Source organism: Luedemannella flava, from assembly GCF_039528515.1.
In the GTDB taxonomy this organism is placed as follows: Bacteria; Actinomycetota; Actinomycetes; order Mycobacteriales; family Micromonosporaceae; genus Luedemannella; species Luedemannella flava.
On the sequence record NZ_BAAALT010000014.1, the window covers coordinates 66,817 to 79,605 of the forward strand.

The following is a 12,789-nucleotide window of genomic DNA, read 5'->3' on the forward strand; positions in this document are numbered from 1 at the left end:
CACCTCCGCTGCGCTGCGGTGCCGACGTGTTCGACCGCGCTGATGGTTCGCTCGCTGACGCTCGCTCACGGCGCACCGTCGTCCGCCGTGTAGCCCACCCCGCGCACGGTCCGGATCACGTCGCGGGCCGCGTCGCCGAGCTTGCCGCGCACCTGCGCCACGTGCACGTCCACGGTCCTCGTCCCGGCGTGGGCGGCGTAGCCCCAGACGGAGGCGAGCAGCTCCTCGCGGGTGAACACCCGCCCGGGCCGGCCCATGAGGCGCGCCAGCAGGTCGAACTCGGTGGACGTCAACGACACCGACTCGCCCGAGACCAGGACCCGACGCCGGGCCGGATCGAGCGACACGGCGCCGACCCGCAGGACCGGCGACGACGTCAGCAGCCCCCGGCGCAGCAGCGCCTTGACCCGCGCCACCAGCTCGCGCGGGCTGAACGGCTTGGTCACGTAATCGTCGCCGCCGAGCTCCAACCCCACGATGCGGTCGACCTCGTCGTCGCGGGCCGTGAGGAAGATGATCGGCGTCCAGTCGCCGGCGTCGCGCAGCCGCCGGCACACCTCCGTGCCGTCGAGGCCGGGCAGGCCGATGTCGAGCACGCAGGCCACCGGCCGCAGCCGCTGCGCGGCTGCGAGACCACCCAGCCCGTCGTGCTCGACATGGACGCCGAAGCCCTCGCGGCTCAGGTACAGGCGCACCAGGTCCGCGATGGGCCGCTCGTCGTCCACGACGAGGACCAGCCCTTTCTCGGTCACCGCACCATGATGCGGATTCCCGGGCTCAGGGCAACACCGGCAACGTAAGGATCAGGTTCGGGCCACCCTGGGCGTACCCCGGGGTGCGAAGAGGGACCGGCGACGCGCCGCGTCCGCTGACGCGCGGAAGACCTTCTCCAGGGCCGCGTCGAACCGCCACAGCTGGCGGGGGTACACGGTCCGGATCCAGAACCGCTGGCGGCCGTCCGCGCAGGTCACCGCCACGTCGACGGACGCTCCGGCGGGGTCTGCCTGCCAGGTCACGGCCTCCAGGTCGTCGACCCGGGCCCGCAGGTGCAGGCGCGGGCTGCGGCGCAGCCGGGACTCACCCGTCACCACGAGATGCGTACGGGTGAGCAGGAACAGGTGCGGCCCGGCCGCGGGCTTCTCCGGTCTCAGACACTGCGCCACCAGGACCACGGTGTCCGTACCGGCCACGTGCTGGCGCAACTCCGGCAGGTGACGGTTGATCATCTGGGTAGGGATGCCGGCCTGCGCGGCCAGCGGGAGGAACGTACGGGAAAACTCGTCTATGTCATGCCCAACGTCCATATTTTTCCCAACGACAGGGCCGGCCGCCCCGTCGCGAGACTCCCGGCGCGCCGCGCCGGACGTGCCGGTGCGATCCTGGACAGGTGCGCATCCGCGACCCATATCCGGACGATGTCCCACCGCCGCCCGAGCCGGAGCCCACGCCCGTCACCGACGTGGCCTACCGCGTGCCGCTGCGGCACACCCTCTTCATGGCCGGCCTGGCGGTCGCCCTGATCCTCGCCGGCTGGCTCTCCGGCCGGCCCGCCGGCTGGCTGATCTGCGACGTACTCGCGGTGGCCTTCCTCGCCTACGCGGTCCGCGACCTGATCGTGCCCGTGCGCCTGCGGGCGGACCGGGAGGGCCTGGAGGTCGTGCACGGGTACGCCCGCCGGCGGCGGCTCGCCTGGTCCGAGATCGACCGCGTCCGCGTCGACGAGCGCACCCGTTGGGGCCGCGAGACGCAGACGCTGGAGATCGACGCCGACGAGGACCTGTTCCTGTTCAGCCCGCGCGACCTGGGCGCGCGGCCGTCCGACGTGGCGGCCGTGCTCGCCCGCCTCAGGAGTTGAGCGCCACCGTCTGCACGACGGTCAGCGCGGCCAGCAGCAACGTGGTCGCGCCGATGGCCGCGACCTGCAGCAGGGTCCGTTTCTCCCGGGGCGCGTACGCCAGCGCGAACGCGACCAGCGTGCCCACGACGAGGCCGCCGATGTGGCCGGCCACCGAGATGGTGCCCGCCGCCGTGAACGTGAAGATCAGGTTGATCACGATGATCGGAATGAGCGACGAGGTGTCCCGGCGGAGCCGCTTGAGCACCACGAACAGCGCCCCGAAGAGGCCGTAGATCGCGGTCGACGCGCCCGCGCTGTACGCCTCCGGCGAGAACACGTACGCCGCGACGTTGCCGCCCAGGCCGGCGAGCAGGTAGAGGGCCAGGAACCGTAGCGGCCCGAGCGCGGCCTCCAGGGCCCGTCCGAAGATCCACAGGGCCCACATGTTCAGCAGCAGGTGCACGATGCCGTAGTGCAGGAACATGGCGGTGAACAGCCGGTAGAAGTCGCCGTCCGCGACGCCCGCCGGCACCGTGTACGCCACGGGGCCGCCCTCGCCGTACCGGTAGATGTCGAGGCCGTGCACGGCGCCCCACAGGGTCAGCTTCGTGCTCCCGCCGAGCAGGCCGTTGCCCAGGTACTGTCCGAGGCCGCCGGCCGAGGCGATCGACAGCAGGGCCATCAGCACGTTGAGCGCGACGAGCGTCTTGGTGACGTACCCCTCCTCGCCGACGCCGCTGCCGCCGAAGGCGGTGCGCGCCGGGCGCTGGGTGCGGCGGCCCTCGGCCACGCACTCGGGGCACTGGAAGCCGACCGACGCCTCGTTCATGCAGTCGGGGCAGATCGGCCGGTCGCACCGCACGCACCGGACGTATGTCTCGCGTCCGGGATGGCGGTAGCAGACCGGGGCGGCGACCGGGGGCGGGACCTGCGTCATGGCCGCAAGACTAGCTGGCCCCGCCCAGCGCCCGGCCTACTGCTTGCGCTCGATCTCGACGCGCTCGATCACCACGTCGCGGACCGGCTTGTCGCCCGGGCCCGTCGGGGTGTTCGCGATCGCGTCCACGACGCGCCGCGACTCGTCGTCGGCGACCTCACCGAAGATCGTGTGCTTGAAGTTGAGCCAACCCGTCGGCTCGACCGTGATGAAGAACTGGGACCCGTTCGTGCCACTGCCGTCGGGCCGCTTGCCGGCGTTCGCCATGGCCAGCAGGTACGGCCGGTCGAAGTGCAGCTCGGGGTGGGTCTCGTCGTTGAAGTTGTAGCCCGGGCCGCCCCGGCCGGTGCCGGTCGGGTCGCCCATCTGGATCATGAAGCCCGGAATGACCCGGTGCATGATCGTGCCGTCGTAGTACGGCCCCGACCCCGGTGCGCCGGTGCGCGGGTCGGTGTACGGCTGGGTGCCCTCGGCCAGGCCCACGAAGTTGCCCACGGTCTTGGGCGCGTGGTTTGGGAAGAGTTCCAGCCGGATCGGCCCCGCAGAGGTGTACAGGGTCGCGAAGATCGCCTCGCCCACAGTTACTCCTTGTAGTTCGACTTCTCCCGATGATCCTGCCATTCGCCCATTCTGGTAGTGCCGGGGTGTCCGAAGGTTCAGGATGGGATCGACGCCACTTCGGGAGGTGGGACACGTGTTCAACCGCAGAGCCATCGTCAAGTCGCACAGCGATCTGTTCCGCGAAGAGCTCGGAGAGTCGTACGACCACTTTAAGGCCGCCGCCTCCCACGCTCCGGGCGGCGCTGCCGAGTTCATGACACCCGCGTACGACAAGACCAGGGACATGGCGTCACGCCGCTGGAAACAGGGCGTGGCCGTCGTCATCCCGGTGTACGAAACGATGAAGGACGGGGCGAGAAACGCCCGCGGCATGGCGGAGAAGAAGATGTCCAGGGACACCGACCGCAACGTCATGCCGACACTGCTGGTGCTGCTCGCGGCGGGGATCGCGATCGGCGCGCTCGGCGCCCTGGTCATGCGTCGCCGCCGGGCGGCCCAGGAATGGGACGAGTTCGAGCCGAGCAGCTCGCTGGAGGCCGAGACGGGCGACACGCACGGCATGGTGTCGGCCGCGACCCGCAGGATGGCCACCGGCGCCGCGTCGGTCGCCGACGGCGTCTCGAACCAGGCCGGCCGCCTCGCCGACTCGCTGCGCGAGAAGGCCGGCGAGCCGTCGTACTCGGCGTTCGCCGACGAGAACGAGACCGCCGACGACATGGTCGCCCGGGCCGGCAATCAGGAACAGATGCCCTGAGTACGCCCTACAGCCAGCCGGACCGCCGGAACAGGCGGTAGAGCGCGATCGCGCCGCCGAGCATGACGGCGAGCACGACGGGATAGCCGAACTGCCAATCCGTTTCGGGCATGAAATCGAAGTTCATGCCGTATACGCCAGCGATCGCGGTCTGCATGGCCGCGATCGCGGCCCATGAGGCGATCTTCCGCATGTCGTTGTTCTGGTCGACGGTAACCTGCGCCAGGCGCGCCTGCAGGATCGAGTTCAGCAGGTCGTCGAAGGAGGTCACCTGCTCGACCACCTTGAGCAGGTGGTCGTTGACGTCGCGGAAGTAGCGACGGATCTCCTTGGACACCACGCCGAGGCGCCCGTCGATCAGCGAGGCGAGCGGGCGCTGCAGGGGCAGGACGGCGCGCTTGAACTCCACCATCTCGCGCTTGAGGTGGTAGATGCGGGCGATGCGCTCGTGCGCGTTGCGGTCGAAGACGCTGGTCTCGACCTCGTCGATGTCCGCCTCGATCATGTTGGCCACGTCGAGGTAGGAGTCCACGACGCAGTCGGCGATCGCGTACACCACCGACCACGGGCCGAGCGCGAGCAGGTCCGGGCGGGCCTCCAGCTCCGCGCGCACGGGCGCCAGCTTCGTCGCCTCACCGAGCCGGACGGTGATCACGAACTGCTCGCCCATGAACATCATCACGTGGCCGGTCTCGACAACCTCGGTGGCCTCGGTCAGGCTCTCGTGCTCCACGTACCGCGCCGTGCGCAGCACGGTGAAGATCATGTCCCCGTACTGCTCGATCTTGGGTCGCTGGTGGGCGCGGTGCAGGATGTCCTCGACCGCGAACTGGTCGAGCTCGAACACCTCGCCGATGTCGGTCAGCTCGGCGACCTCCGGGTCGTGCAGGCCCAGCCAGACGAACGCGTCGGTGCGCTTGCGCGCGGCCGCGAGCGCGTCGCGGTAGCCCCACTCGCCGGGCTGGCGCTGACCCTTCACGTAGAGCGCGCAGTCGACGACGGCGCTGCGTCCACTCGACGGCGCCGGCTTCGGTCCGGGCGTTTCGGGGGGCGCGAACATCCTGGTCACGGCCCTCATCATGGGAGCGGCGATAGCCCGGCCGAGATTGCTCGCGGAACCCTGTGCGTGCTCGGTGTCGGCCACTGTCGCCTCCCTACGTCTCGCGATCGCGGACCGGGGCGCGGGATGGGCCCCGCGTGCAGGGTAGACGGGAAATGTTGCGCCGGGTGAGCCGGCCGCGGCGGGGGTGGGGGTGGTGCGGCCGGCTCACCCGGCGCCCCTTGGGGGCGGGTTCAAAGCCTTCGCGACCGCGTCACACCACGTGAGCCGCGTCGCTAAGCCGAATTCTGTTCACACAACGATCCCAAGGGAAGGGCAGTCGCTGCTTGCGACGCTTCTTGTGTCGAAGTTGTGACAATGCGATGTCGGCGACAGGTCGCGCGGTCAGGTTTTCAGCGCCCCGGCCAGGAAATCGAGGACCTCCGGCTGGACGGTGTCCGGGGCCGTGCCGAGCAGATCCCACCCGTGCGCCCCACTCTCCGGTCGCGACACGACTACGCAGCGTTCCTTCGCGGGTGCGTTGGCGAGGAACATCCGCGCCACGTCCGGGGGCAGCGCGTCGGTATCGAGACCGCCCCCGGCCAGCAGGATCGGCCCCCGGACCCGCGACACCGCCTCAGCGGGCGTGCGCACGTCCGTCGTCGTCGTGCCCGACGCGTTCCAGCTCACGCTGAACACGGACAGGCCGACCACCGCGTCGACCTGGTCGGGGAACCGGCCGCCGGCCACCACCGCCGTCGCTGCCCCCATCGAGGCACCCATCACGGCCACCTTCGTCGCGCCCGCCTGACGCAGGTACGCCACCGCGGCGCCCGCGTCGGCCGCCCGGTCCAGCGGCAGGTAGAACGGGTCCCCGCCGCTCGGGTCGGGGCAGTCGCTCAGCCCCGAGCAGCGGAAGTCGATGGCCAGCACGTGCAGCCCGGCCTTGACGAGGTCGGCGACGTACGGCGTCCAGCCGCACACGTCACCGCCGCGCTGGTGCAGCAGCACCAGGCCGCGCGGCCCGGAGCCCACCTCGGCGCCGGCCAGCTCGACGCCGTCCGTACCCGGGATGACGACCTTGCGGGCATCGGCGGGGAACTTGAGGCACCGCGTGGCCGGGTCCGGCGCGTTGCGGGCGAAGGAGAAGGTCTTCGTGGGCGTGGGGGTCGCGGCCTCCGGCGTGCCGGGGGAGCAGCCGGCCAGCAACGCACACACGATCGCGGCGCCGCCGGTGCGGCGCAGGCGGGTTCTATTCAGGACGGTCATACCGTCCGCGAGTCGCGACGCGGCCCGGAGGTTCCGGGCCGCGTCGAACGCGTTCGATCAGCCGCGGACGGCCGCGACCGCCTCGGCGAGACGGCGCACGCCCTCGTCGATCTGGTCGACGGTCACCGCCGAGTACGCCAGCCGCAGCGCGTGCCGGCCGCCGTCGAGGTAGAAGTCGCTGCCCTTGACGACCGCGCAGCCGCGCTCGGCGGCCGCGGCGAACACCGCGTCGGCGTCCACGTCGTCGCCCAGCTCGATCCAGAGGAAGTAGCCGCCGTCGGGCTCGGTGAACCGGGCCTCCGGCAGGTGCGTGCGCAGCGCGTCGGCGAGCTTGGCGGCCCGCTCCGACAGCGCGGCGCGCACCCCGAGGATCGACTTCTCCAGGTCGCCGGCCTCGCAGAACTGGTACACCGTCGCCTCGGCGAGCATGTTCGGCGAGATGTAGAGGTTCAGCGCGGTCTTCGCGATGTTGGCGATCAGCTTGGCGTCGCCGATGAGGTAGCCCACGCGCACGCCCGGGCAGACCGTCTTGGTGAACGACGACGCGTGCACCACGACCGGCTCGCCGTCGCCGGCCGCGTCGAGGGCCAGCAGCGTCGGCAGCGGCTCGCCCCGGAACCGGACCTCGGCGTACGGGTCGTCCTCGAAGATCGTGAACCCGTACTCCCGGGCGAGGGTGATGAGCGCGGCCCGCCGCTCCACCGAGAGGGTGACGCCCGCGGGGTTCTGGTAGTTCGGGATGATGTGCGCGAGCTTCGGGCGCAGCCCCGACTCCAGCAGGCCGCGCAGCTCCTCGACGTCGATGCCGTGCTCGTCGACGGTGACCTGGTGCACCTTCGCGCCCATGGTCTTGAGGCTCAGCAGCGTCCGGTCGTACGTCGGGCTCTCGACGATCACGTCGTCGCCCGGGCTGACCAGGTGGTTGAACAGGAACGCGTCGGCCTGCAGCGACCCGTTCGTCACCAGCACCTGGTCCTCGCCCACGCCGTAGCGCTTCGCGATCCACGACCGCAGCGGCGCGTAGCCGGTCGCCGGGCCGTACGCGGTCACGCCCGCCGGATCGGCGTCGAACGCGCGGCCGGCGGCGGCCTTCAGGCCGGCGATGTCGATGATGTCGAGGGACGGGGCGCCACGGGCGAAGGAGATCAGCTGAGCTGCGGTCATACCGCACAGGGTATCGGCTCGCCAGCAGGCGCTTTTACGCGGTTTACCGGCGCGTGACATGGGTTTGCCGTGGTCCGGGGCGTTGCCGCGACGATCTCCACAGACACCCGGGCCGGCCAGCGACAAACATCACCCGATGGGGCCCAGAAACAGAGGATATTTATCGCGTCACCGGGGCCGGGCCGTCGGCTAACACGGCGTGGTCCGTGCCGCGTGGAGATCACTACCTCCGGTACGGACGTGCAGTCGGACCGCAAGGCGTCGACATACGCCGTTCCGTGATCGCCGAACGCGGTGCAAACAGGCAGTCCGGCGACCCCGTAACCGACAAACCGCCCCTCGCTGGTTGTGAAGATCACCGTCTCCTGTGCCAGCATGCAGCCCAGCCACACTCCCGCACAGGAGACCGAGATCTTGGCGGACACCCACCCCCGGGCCTCATGATCGCGCTGCCGAGCGGGAAGCCCCGGCCCGTCTCGAGCCGAGGACCGCGGCCACACGTCGGTTTCGCCCACCGGACGCCGATCTTCCCGCCCAAACAGCGTCATGATCGCCAGCCGGAGACGCAGCACGCCTCAGCGACCAACGCAGGCGCCGGGCCGTCGCACGTCAACACCTGATGCGTCAGTCCGAATCAGTCGTGCGCCAGGTCTGGAAGTTCTGCCACGCGCGGCTGGCCGTCGGGCCGCGTTGGCCCTGGTACCGCGAGCCGTAGACGGCCGAGCCGTAGGGGTGCTCGGCGGGCGAGGACAGCCGGAACACGCACAGCTGGCCGATCTTCATGCCCGGCCAGAGCGTCATCGGCAGCGTCGCGACGTTGGACAGCTCCAGCGTCACGTGCCCCGAGAAGCCGGGGTCGATGAAGCCCGCCGTCGAGTGGGTCAGCAGGCCCAGCCGGCCGAGGCTCGACTTGCCCTCGATCCGCGCGGCCAGGGCGTCACCGAGGGTGACGACCTCCAAAGTGGAGGCGAGCACGAACTCGCCCGGGTGCAGCACGAACGGCTGCCCGTCCGGCACCTCGACGAGGCTGGTCAGGTCGTCCTGCCGCTGCGCCGGGTCGATGTGGGTATAAAGGTGGTTGTTGAAGGTCCGGAACCACCGGTCGAGCCGCACGTCGATGCTGGACGGCTGGACGAGCTCCGACTCATACGGCGACAACTGGAGTTGGCCGTTCTTGATCTCGGTCACGAGGTCGCGGTCGGAGAGCAGCACCCCTGGAGAGTACGGCACCCGCGCCTCGCTGACCTGCGCCGTGTCCGCCATGTGGACCACGCCTTATTTGTCCCATAATTCCCCCGGCGTGTCGCGCTGCGTCACCGCGTGTCGCGCTTCCGATCTAGAACACATGTTCTATAGAGTGATCCCATGGTCTTCTGGTCCGAGTTCGCCGCAGCCGCCCCGTGGCTGGCCACCGACATAAGAACCTTGATCCATCAGTACGGGCCGGGGCTCGGCTATCTCGCGACCGTCCGCCCCGACGGTGGCCCGCGCATACACCCCGTCGCTCCCGTCGTCACAGACGGTGGCCTCTTCTGCTTCCTACTCTCCTCACCCAAGCGACGCGACCTTGAACGGGACGGCCGCTATGCCCTGCACACCTTCCCGCCGGAGGACGACGACACGGAGGGTTACCTCTCCGGTCGCGCTCACCCCGTCACCGACCCGGTCCGTCGTCACCGTGTGGCCGCCGCGTCCCGAGCCGCGCTCCGGGTCGACTGGCGCCTCTTCGAGCTGGACATCGAAGTGGCCATGGTGACCCGCCACCTCGGCTCGACCCGCACCCCGACCCACTCCGTCTGGCACGCCCCCGGCGCGGCCCGCGAGCCGTCCACGGCCCGCGCCGAACCCCAAGGCGTTCTCACGGTCACCATCCCGCCGACCTTCGTGACGACCGCCCCGCCCCTGGCCCGCCTCACCTGACCCGCCGGTCACCCCGACGCGACAAGAACCGACGTGCACCTTCCGGCCCCACTCGGGTAGAGTGGTCCCGCCCGCGGGTGTAGTTCAATGGCAGAACATCAGCTTCCCAAGCTGACAGTGCGAGTTCGATTCTCGTCACCCGCTCTTCACGAAAGCCCTGGCCCCGGCCAGGGCTTTCCGCTACTCAGCCCCGCATTGATCAATTGGGCATCAACCTTGGGACGAAAGGTCGCCCTACAGCCTGCTCCCGCAGCGCCTTCGTCCACTCTGTCCACATGCCCCGCCACAAAACCCGCCAAAGCCGCTGGCGCCGCATGGCTACGGTGGACTTCATGGAAACGGACAACGAGGCAGACAAGCGACCTGTGGCTAGCCTGCCCATCCCGGAGACCGCCGCTGCGAGCGACTGGACCCTGCTGGCCGCGGCCGCCGGCATCGTCGCCAGTCTGGTGCTCGTCTGGCGCCACCGTCGGCGTGCCCGCCAACGCTGACAACCCCAACCGGGCTCCACATTGATCTTGGGACGAAGCCCGCGCCATATCGTGGTTTCGTCCCAGGATTCGCTGGCCGGGGAAACGGGTGAGCCGGTCGGGACCGCGTCAGGGGTGGTCGAACTGGGGGATCGTGGGGAGCTTCGTCCTGGCCGCCGCCAGGGCGCGGTCGAGGCAGTAGTCGAGGGTGTTGCCGTCCACCCGCACGCCACCGTCCGCCAAAGGCCGGCCGGTGATGACCACGGTCCACCGCTTGTGCTCCCGCTCGCCGTCGAACTTGACGAGGCTGACCAGCCCGAGGTCGCCCAACGCGGCCAGTACGTCCGCGACGCGGTCCGCGGCTGCCATCAGACGTCGCGGCGGATGACGACGTGAGCCAGGCGGGCGGGGTCGGCGGGGTGCCGGACCAACTGCCAGTCGGCGCGCTCGTCGTCGCGCGGCAGCCAGTCGTGGTACGGCAGGTAGGCCAGCCGCCACGCGATCCGCGCCGTGAACCAGATGTTGTAGAACGGGATCAACGCGCACAGAGCATCCCGCCGGCGGTAGGACACGAGCGGCGTGACGAACGCCAACAGCAGCACGGGGACCAACATGTTGGCCAGCCCCAGTGAAATCCTGGCGGGCGGGTCCAGCGACATCGCCGCCAACGTGTCCCGCAGGACCGCGGTGGGCACCCAGACCAGCGCGAACACGACCAGCGCAAGCACAAACCGCACAAATCCGGTACGCGGCGGCCGGGCCGGTACAGCGTCCTCAGTCATGTCATCCCTCGTCATCCGCGAACCCACCACGGTAGAGGGCACCGCAATCGTCGCCAACCTCGGCGGAATGCGACGGGGCGCTCACCACGATGGTCAAGGCCCCGGCTGACCCAACCGCGGACACCCACCGCGAGGACGTCGGGTCGGCGCGGGGCGTGCTGGCCAAGGCCGGGCTACAGGACCTCATGTGCGCCCGCCCGGGCGACGGTCTGGTCCTCGCCGGGAGTACGGGCGTGGGTTGCCTGTTCGGGCATGCCGGCCGCACGGACATGACCGTCGACGTCGCCGGCGCCATCCTCGACGCTGGCTGCCTGCCGGCGCCGAGCTGACGCCGTCACGACGAGCCCGACCAGCAGGAACCCGGCGGCGACCGCGGCCGCCAGCCCGTATCCGTCGCGCAGGGCCGCCGTCACGTCAACACCGTCCGCGAGTACCCCCCGCGTGCGCGCGGCGGCGATCGCCGTCAGCGTCGCCAACCCCGCCACGGCGCCCGCCTGCTGCACGGTGTTGACCACCCCGGACGCGAACCCGGCGTTGTCGGGCGTGGCGTTGGCCATGGCCAGCATGGTCACCGCCGGCATGGCCACCCCGAAGCCCAGCCCGGCGACCAGGAACACGGGGAGCAGGTCCACCGTGTAGGAGCCGTCGACGGGAGCGCGGCTGAGCAGGCCGATTCCGGCGGCGAACAGCCCGAGCCCGGCGACGAGCACCGGGCGTGCCCCGAAGCGCGCGACCAGTCCGGGGGCGACCCACAGCGACACGGCCCCGATCACGATGGGCGTGGGCAGGAACGCCAGGCCGGCCGACATCGCGGAGTACCCGAGGACGTTCTGCAGGTAGAGCGCCGTGGTGAACTGGAAGCCGAACCCGGCCGCGAAGATGAGGGCGGCGGTGACGTGCGGGCGCCACGCGACGCGCAGGCGGGTCCGGCGCCGCGCGCGGCTGCCCGCCACAACAGGCACGACGTACGGAGCGAGGACGAGCGCCGCGAGTCCGATGGGGACGTTGACGAGGAACGTCCACGGCCAGCCGAGCGTCGAGGTCACGACGCCGCCGCCGAGCAGCCCGATGGACGCCCCGGCGGCGGAGACGAAGCTGAAGATGCCCAGCGCCCGCGCCTGCTCGCCGGGCCCCGGGTAGGCCGTGACGATCATGCCGAGGATCACCGCGGACGCGACGGCCCCGCCGGCGCCCTGCACGACGCGGCTGGCGAGCAGCGCGAGGGCGCTGGTGGCGAGCCCGCACGCCAGCGACGCGGCGGTGAAGACGGCGAGCCCGATGAGGAACACCCGCCGCCGGCCGAAGACGTCCCCGAGCCGCCCGGCGGGCAGCAGGAGCAGCCCGAACGGGATCAGGTACGCGTTCACCACCCAGGCCAGCGCGTTCGGGGAGAGGTCGAGGTCGGACTGGATGGCCGGCAGCGCGAGCGCCACCACGTTGCCATCCAAAATGATCATCAGCTGCATGGCGCAGAGCACGGCCAGGGCGAGGCCACGCGAGCGCGGCGGGTGCACGGTCACGAGAATGACCGTAACAGATAATCTGCTACCAGACGATCCTGTAGCGACCTAAGTTCGCGGCGGCCGGGACCTGCGGACGGTCCGACCGGGGGACTCGACGGGCGCCGCCAACGGACCGTCCACCAGCGACGCGAGCGACTCGAGGAAGCCGTCGCCGTCGGCCAGCGTGGCGAGGACCTCCCGGTGCACGCGGTCGACGATCTTCTGCCCGGTCGCGGCTGCCCGGGCGCCCTCGTCGGTGACCGCGACGATGCGGGCCCGCCGGTCCGTCTCCGACGGCCGGCGCACCGCGAGGCCCGCGCGCTCCAGCTCGTCCACGGTGGACACCATCGTCGTCTTGTCGAGGTGGGCCAGCTCGGCCAGCTCGATCTGCGTCCGGTCGCGCTCCAGCGCGTGGATCAGCACGCACTGCATCCGCGGCGTCAGCCCGGCCTCGGCCAGCTCGGCGGTGAGCCGCGTGTTCAGCACGTGCCCGGCATGCGCGAACAGGCCGGTCAGGTCGAGCACGGTGCGCTTCGGGATCGCCATGGACCCAG

Annotated in this window: 16 protein-coding genes and 1 tRNA gene; 5 read left to right on the plus strand and 12 right to left on the minus strand. The window is 70.7% G+C overall.

Going from position 1 to position 12,789, the window contains the following annotated elements:
• Positions 1-65 precede the first annotated feature (65 nt).
• A complete protein-coding gene (locus ABD211_RS03995; RefSeq protein ID WP_344126301.1) occupies positions 66-752 on the minus strand; it encodes a response regulator transcription factor in 687 nt (228 codons plus the stop codon).
• A gap of 51 nt (positions 753-803) precedes the next feature.
• A complete protein-coding gene (locus tag ABD211_RS04000; RefSeq protein WP_344126303.1) occupies positions 804-1,304 on the minus strand; it encodes a hypothetical protein in 501 nt (166 codons plus the stop codon).
• A gap of 83 nt (positions 1,305-1,387) precedes the next feature.
• On the opposite strand from ABD211_RS04000, the gene ABD211_RS04005 reads away from it, so the two are divergent.
• A complete protein-coding gene (locus ABD211_RS04005; RefSeq protein ID WP_344126305.1) occupies positions 1,388-1,855 on the plus strand; it encodes a PH domain-containing protein in 468 nt (155 codons plus the stop codon).
• Here the strand turns inward: ABD211_RS04005 and ABD211_RS04010 are convergent.
• Both ABD211_RS04010 and ABD211_RS04015 read right to left on the minus strand, forming a co-directional pair.
• Entirely contained in the window at positions 1,845-2,774 is a 930-nt protein-coding gene (locus ABD211_RS04010; protein ID WP_344126307.1) for a rhomboid family intramembrane serine protease, read from the minus strand. The two genes, ABD211_RS04005 and ABD211_RS04010, sit on opposite strands and share 11 nt — an antisense overlap.
• A 36-nt stretch (positions 2,775-2,810) precedes the next feature.
• Positions 2,811-3,395, minus strand: coding sequence for a peptidylprolyl isomerase (locus ABD211_RS04015; protein WP_425560339.1), 585 nt, complete (start codon positions 3,393-3,395; stop codon positions 2,811-2,813).
• Positions 3,396-3,468: 73 nt separating this feature from the next.
• Here ABD211_RS04015 and ABD211_RS04020 point away from each other — a divergent pair, with 73 nt between their 5' ends.
• A complete protein-coding gene (locus ABD211_RS04020) occupies positions 3,469-4,089 on the plus strand; it encodes a hypothetical protein (protein WP_344126311.1) in 621 nt (206 codons plus the stop codon).
• A 7-nt stretch (positions 4,090-4,096) separates the two neighbouring features.
• Here the strand turns inward: ABD211_RS04020 and corA are convergent, their stop codons facing one another.
• From corA to dcd, 4 genes are all read right to left on the minus strand, one after another.
• Positions 4,097-5,170 (minus strand): magnesium/cobalt transporter CorA, encoded by a 1,074-nt coding sequence (corA, locus tag ABD211_RS04025; protein ID WP_344126313.1) that lies wholly within the window; start codon positions 5,168-5,170, stop codon positions 4,097-4,099.
• A 363-nt stretch (positions 5,171-5,533) separates the two neighbouring features.
• On the minus strand, positions 5,534-6,397 hold the full coding sequence (locus ABD211_RS04030) for an alpha/beta hydrolase (protein ID WP_344126315.1): 864 nt from the start codon (positions 6,395-6,397) through the stop codon (positions 5,534-5,536).
• A 57-nt stretch (positions 6,398-6,454) separates the two neighbouring features.
• Positions 6,455-7,561, minus strand: coding sequence for an aminotransferase-like domain-containing protein (locus ABD211_RS04035; protein WP_344126317.1), 1,107 nt, complete (start codon positions 7,559-7,561; stop codon positions 6,455-6,457).
• Between the two features lie 624 nt (positions 7,562-8,185).
• Complete coding sequence (gene dcd, locus ABD211_RS04040; protein WP_344126374.1) at positions 8,186-8,773, minus strand: dCTP deaminase; 588 nt, start codon at positions 8,771-8,773, stop codon at positions 8,186-8,188.
• Positions 8,774-8,926: 153 nt separating this feature from the next.
• Here dcd and ABD211_RS04045 point away from each other — a divergent pair, with 153 nt between their 5' ends.
• The 3 genes from ABD211_RS04045 to ABD211_RS04055 all read left to right on the plus strand — a co-directional run bounded on the left by ABD211_RS04045 (position 8,927) and on the right by ABD211_RS04055 (position 9,972).
• The gene (locus ABD211_RS04045) at positions 8,927-9,481 is read left to right on the plus strand and encodes a pyridoxamine 5'-phosphate oxidase family protein (protein ID WP_344126319.1); all 555 of its coding nucleotides are present in this window, start codon (positions 8,927-8,929) and stop codon (positions 9,479-9,481) included.
• 73 nt (positions 9,482-9,554) lie between these two features.
• Positions 9,555-9,625: transfer RNA gene (locus ABD211_RS04050), tRNA-Gly, on the plus strand.
• A gap of 188 nt (positions 9,626-9,813) precedes the next feature.
• Positions 9,814-9,972 carry a hypothetical protein gene (locus ABD211_RS04055; RefSeq protein ID WP_344126321.1) on the plus strand — a complete coding sequence of 53 codons (159 nt, stop codon included), beginning with the start codon at positions 9,814-9,816 and terminating at the stop codon, positions 9,970-9,972.
• 108 nt (positions 9,973-10,080) lie between these two features.
• On the opposite strand, the gene ABD211_RS04060 is transcribed toward ABD211_RS04055, so the two are convergent.
• The 4 genes from ABD211_RS04060 to ABD211_RS04075 all read right to left on the minus strand — a co-directional run bounded on the left by ABD211_RS04060 (position 10,081) and on the right by ABD211_RS04075 (position 12,781).
• Positions 10,081-10,320, minus strand: a complete 240-nt coding sequence (locus ABD211_RS04060) for a hypothetical protein (RefSeq protein WP_344126323.1) — start codon at positions 10,318-10,320, stop codon at positions 10,081-10,083.
• Positions 10,320-10,733, minus strand: a complete 414-nt coding sequence (locus ABD211_RS04065) for a hypothetical protein (RefSeq protein ID WP_344126325.1) — start codon at positions 10,731-10,733, stop codon at positions 10,320-10,322. The genes ABD211_RS04060 and ABD211_RS04065 overlap by 1 nt, the downstream gene beginning before the upstream one ends.
• Before the next feature lie 173 nt (positions 10,734-10,906).
• Positions 10,907-12,253 (minus strand): MFS transporter, encoded by a 1,347-nt coding sequence (locus ABD211_RS04070; protein WP_344126328.1) that lies wholly within the window; start codon positions 12,251-12,253, stop codon positions 10,907-10,909.
• A 48-nt stretch (positions 12,254-12,301) separates the two neighbouring features.
• The gene (locus tag ABD211_RS04075) at positions 12,302-12,781 is read right to left on the minus strand and encodes a MarR family winged helix-turn-helix transcriptional regulator (RefSeq protein WP_344126330.1); all 480 of its coding nucleotides are present in this window, start codon (positions 12,779-12,781) and stop codon (positions 12,302-12,304) included.
• Between the last annotated feature and the right edge of the window lie 8 nt (positions 12,782-12,789).

What these genes read in the sequence shown, in the direction of transcription:
- ABD211_RS04035 (WP_344126317.1), bottom strand. Translation starts at nt 7,561, where the DNA reads ATGACCGCAGCTCAGCTGATCTCCTTCGCCCGTGGCGCCCCGTCCCTC.
- ABD211_RS04060 (WP_344126323.1), bottom strand. Translation starts at nt 10,320, where the DNA reads ATGGCAGCCGCGGACCGCGTCGCGGACGTACTGGCCGCGTTGGGCGAC.
- ABD211_RS04065 (WP_344126325.1), bottom strand. Translation starts at nt 10,733, where the DNA reads ATGACTGAGGACGCTGTACCGGCCCGGCCGCCGCGTACCGGATTTGTG.
- ABD211_RS04075 (WP_344126330.1), bottom strand. Translation starts at nt 12,781, where the DNA reads ATGGCGATCCCGAAGCGCACCGTGCTCGACCTGACCGGCCTGTTCGCG.
- ABD211_RS04000 (WP_344126303.1), bottom strand. Translation starts at nt 1,304, where the DNA reads ATGGACGTTGGGCATGACATAGACGAGTTTTCCCGTACGTTCCTCCCG.
- corA (WP_344126313.1), bottom strand. Translation starts at nt 5,170, where the DNA reads ATGATGAGGGCCGTGACCAGGATGTTCGCGCCCCCCGAAACGCCCGGA.
- ABD211_RS04015 (WP_425560339.1), bottom strand. Translation starts at nt 3,395, where the DNA reads ATGGCAGGATCATCGGGAGAAGTCGAACTACAAGGAGTAACTGTGGGC.
- ABD211_RS04030 (WP_344126315.1), bottom strand. Translation starts at nt 6,397, where the DNA reads ATGACCGTCCTGAATAGAACCCGCCTGCGCCGCACCGGCGGCGCCGCG.
- ABD211_RS04010 (WP_344126307.1), bottom strand. Translation starts at nt 2,774, where the DNA reads ATGACGCAGGTCCCGCCCCCGGTCGCCGCCCCGGTCTGCTACCGCCAT.
- ABD211_RS04045 (WP_344126319.1), top strand. Translation starts at nt 8,927, where the DNA reads ATGGTCTTCTGGTCCGAGTTCGCCGCAGCCGCCCCGTGGCTGGCCACC.
- ABD211_RS04055 (WP_344126321.1), top strand. Translation starts at nt 9,814, where the DNA reads ATGGAAACGGACAACGAGGCAGACAAGCGACCTGTGGCTAGCCTGCCC.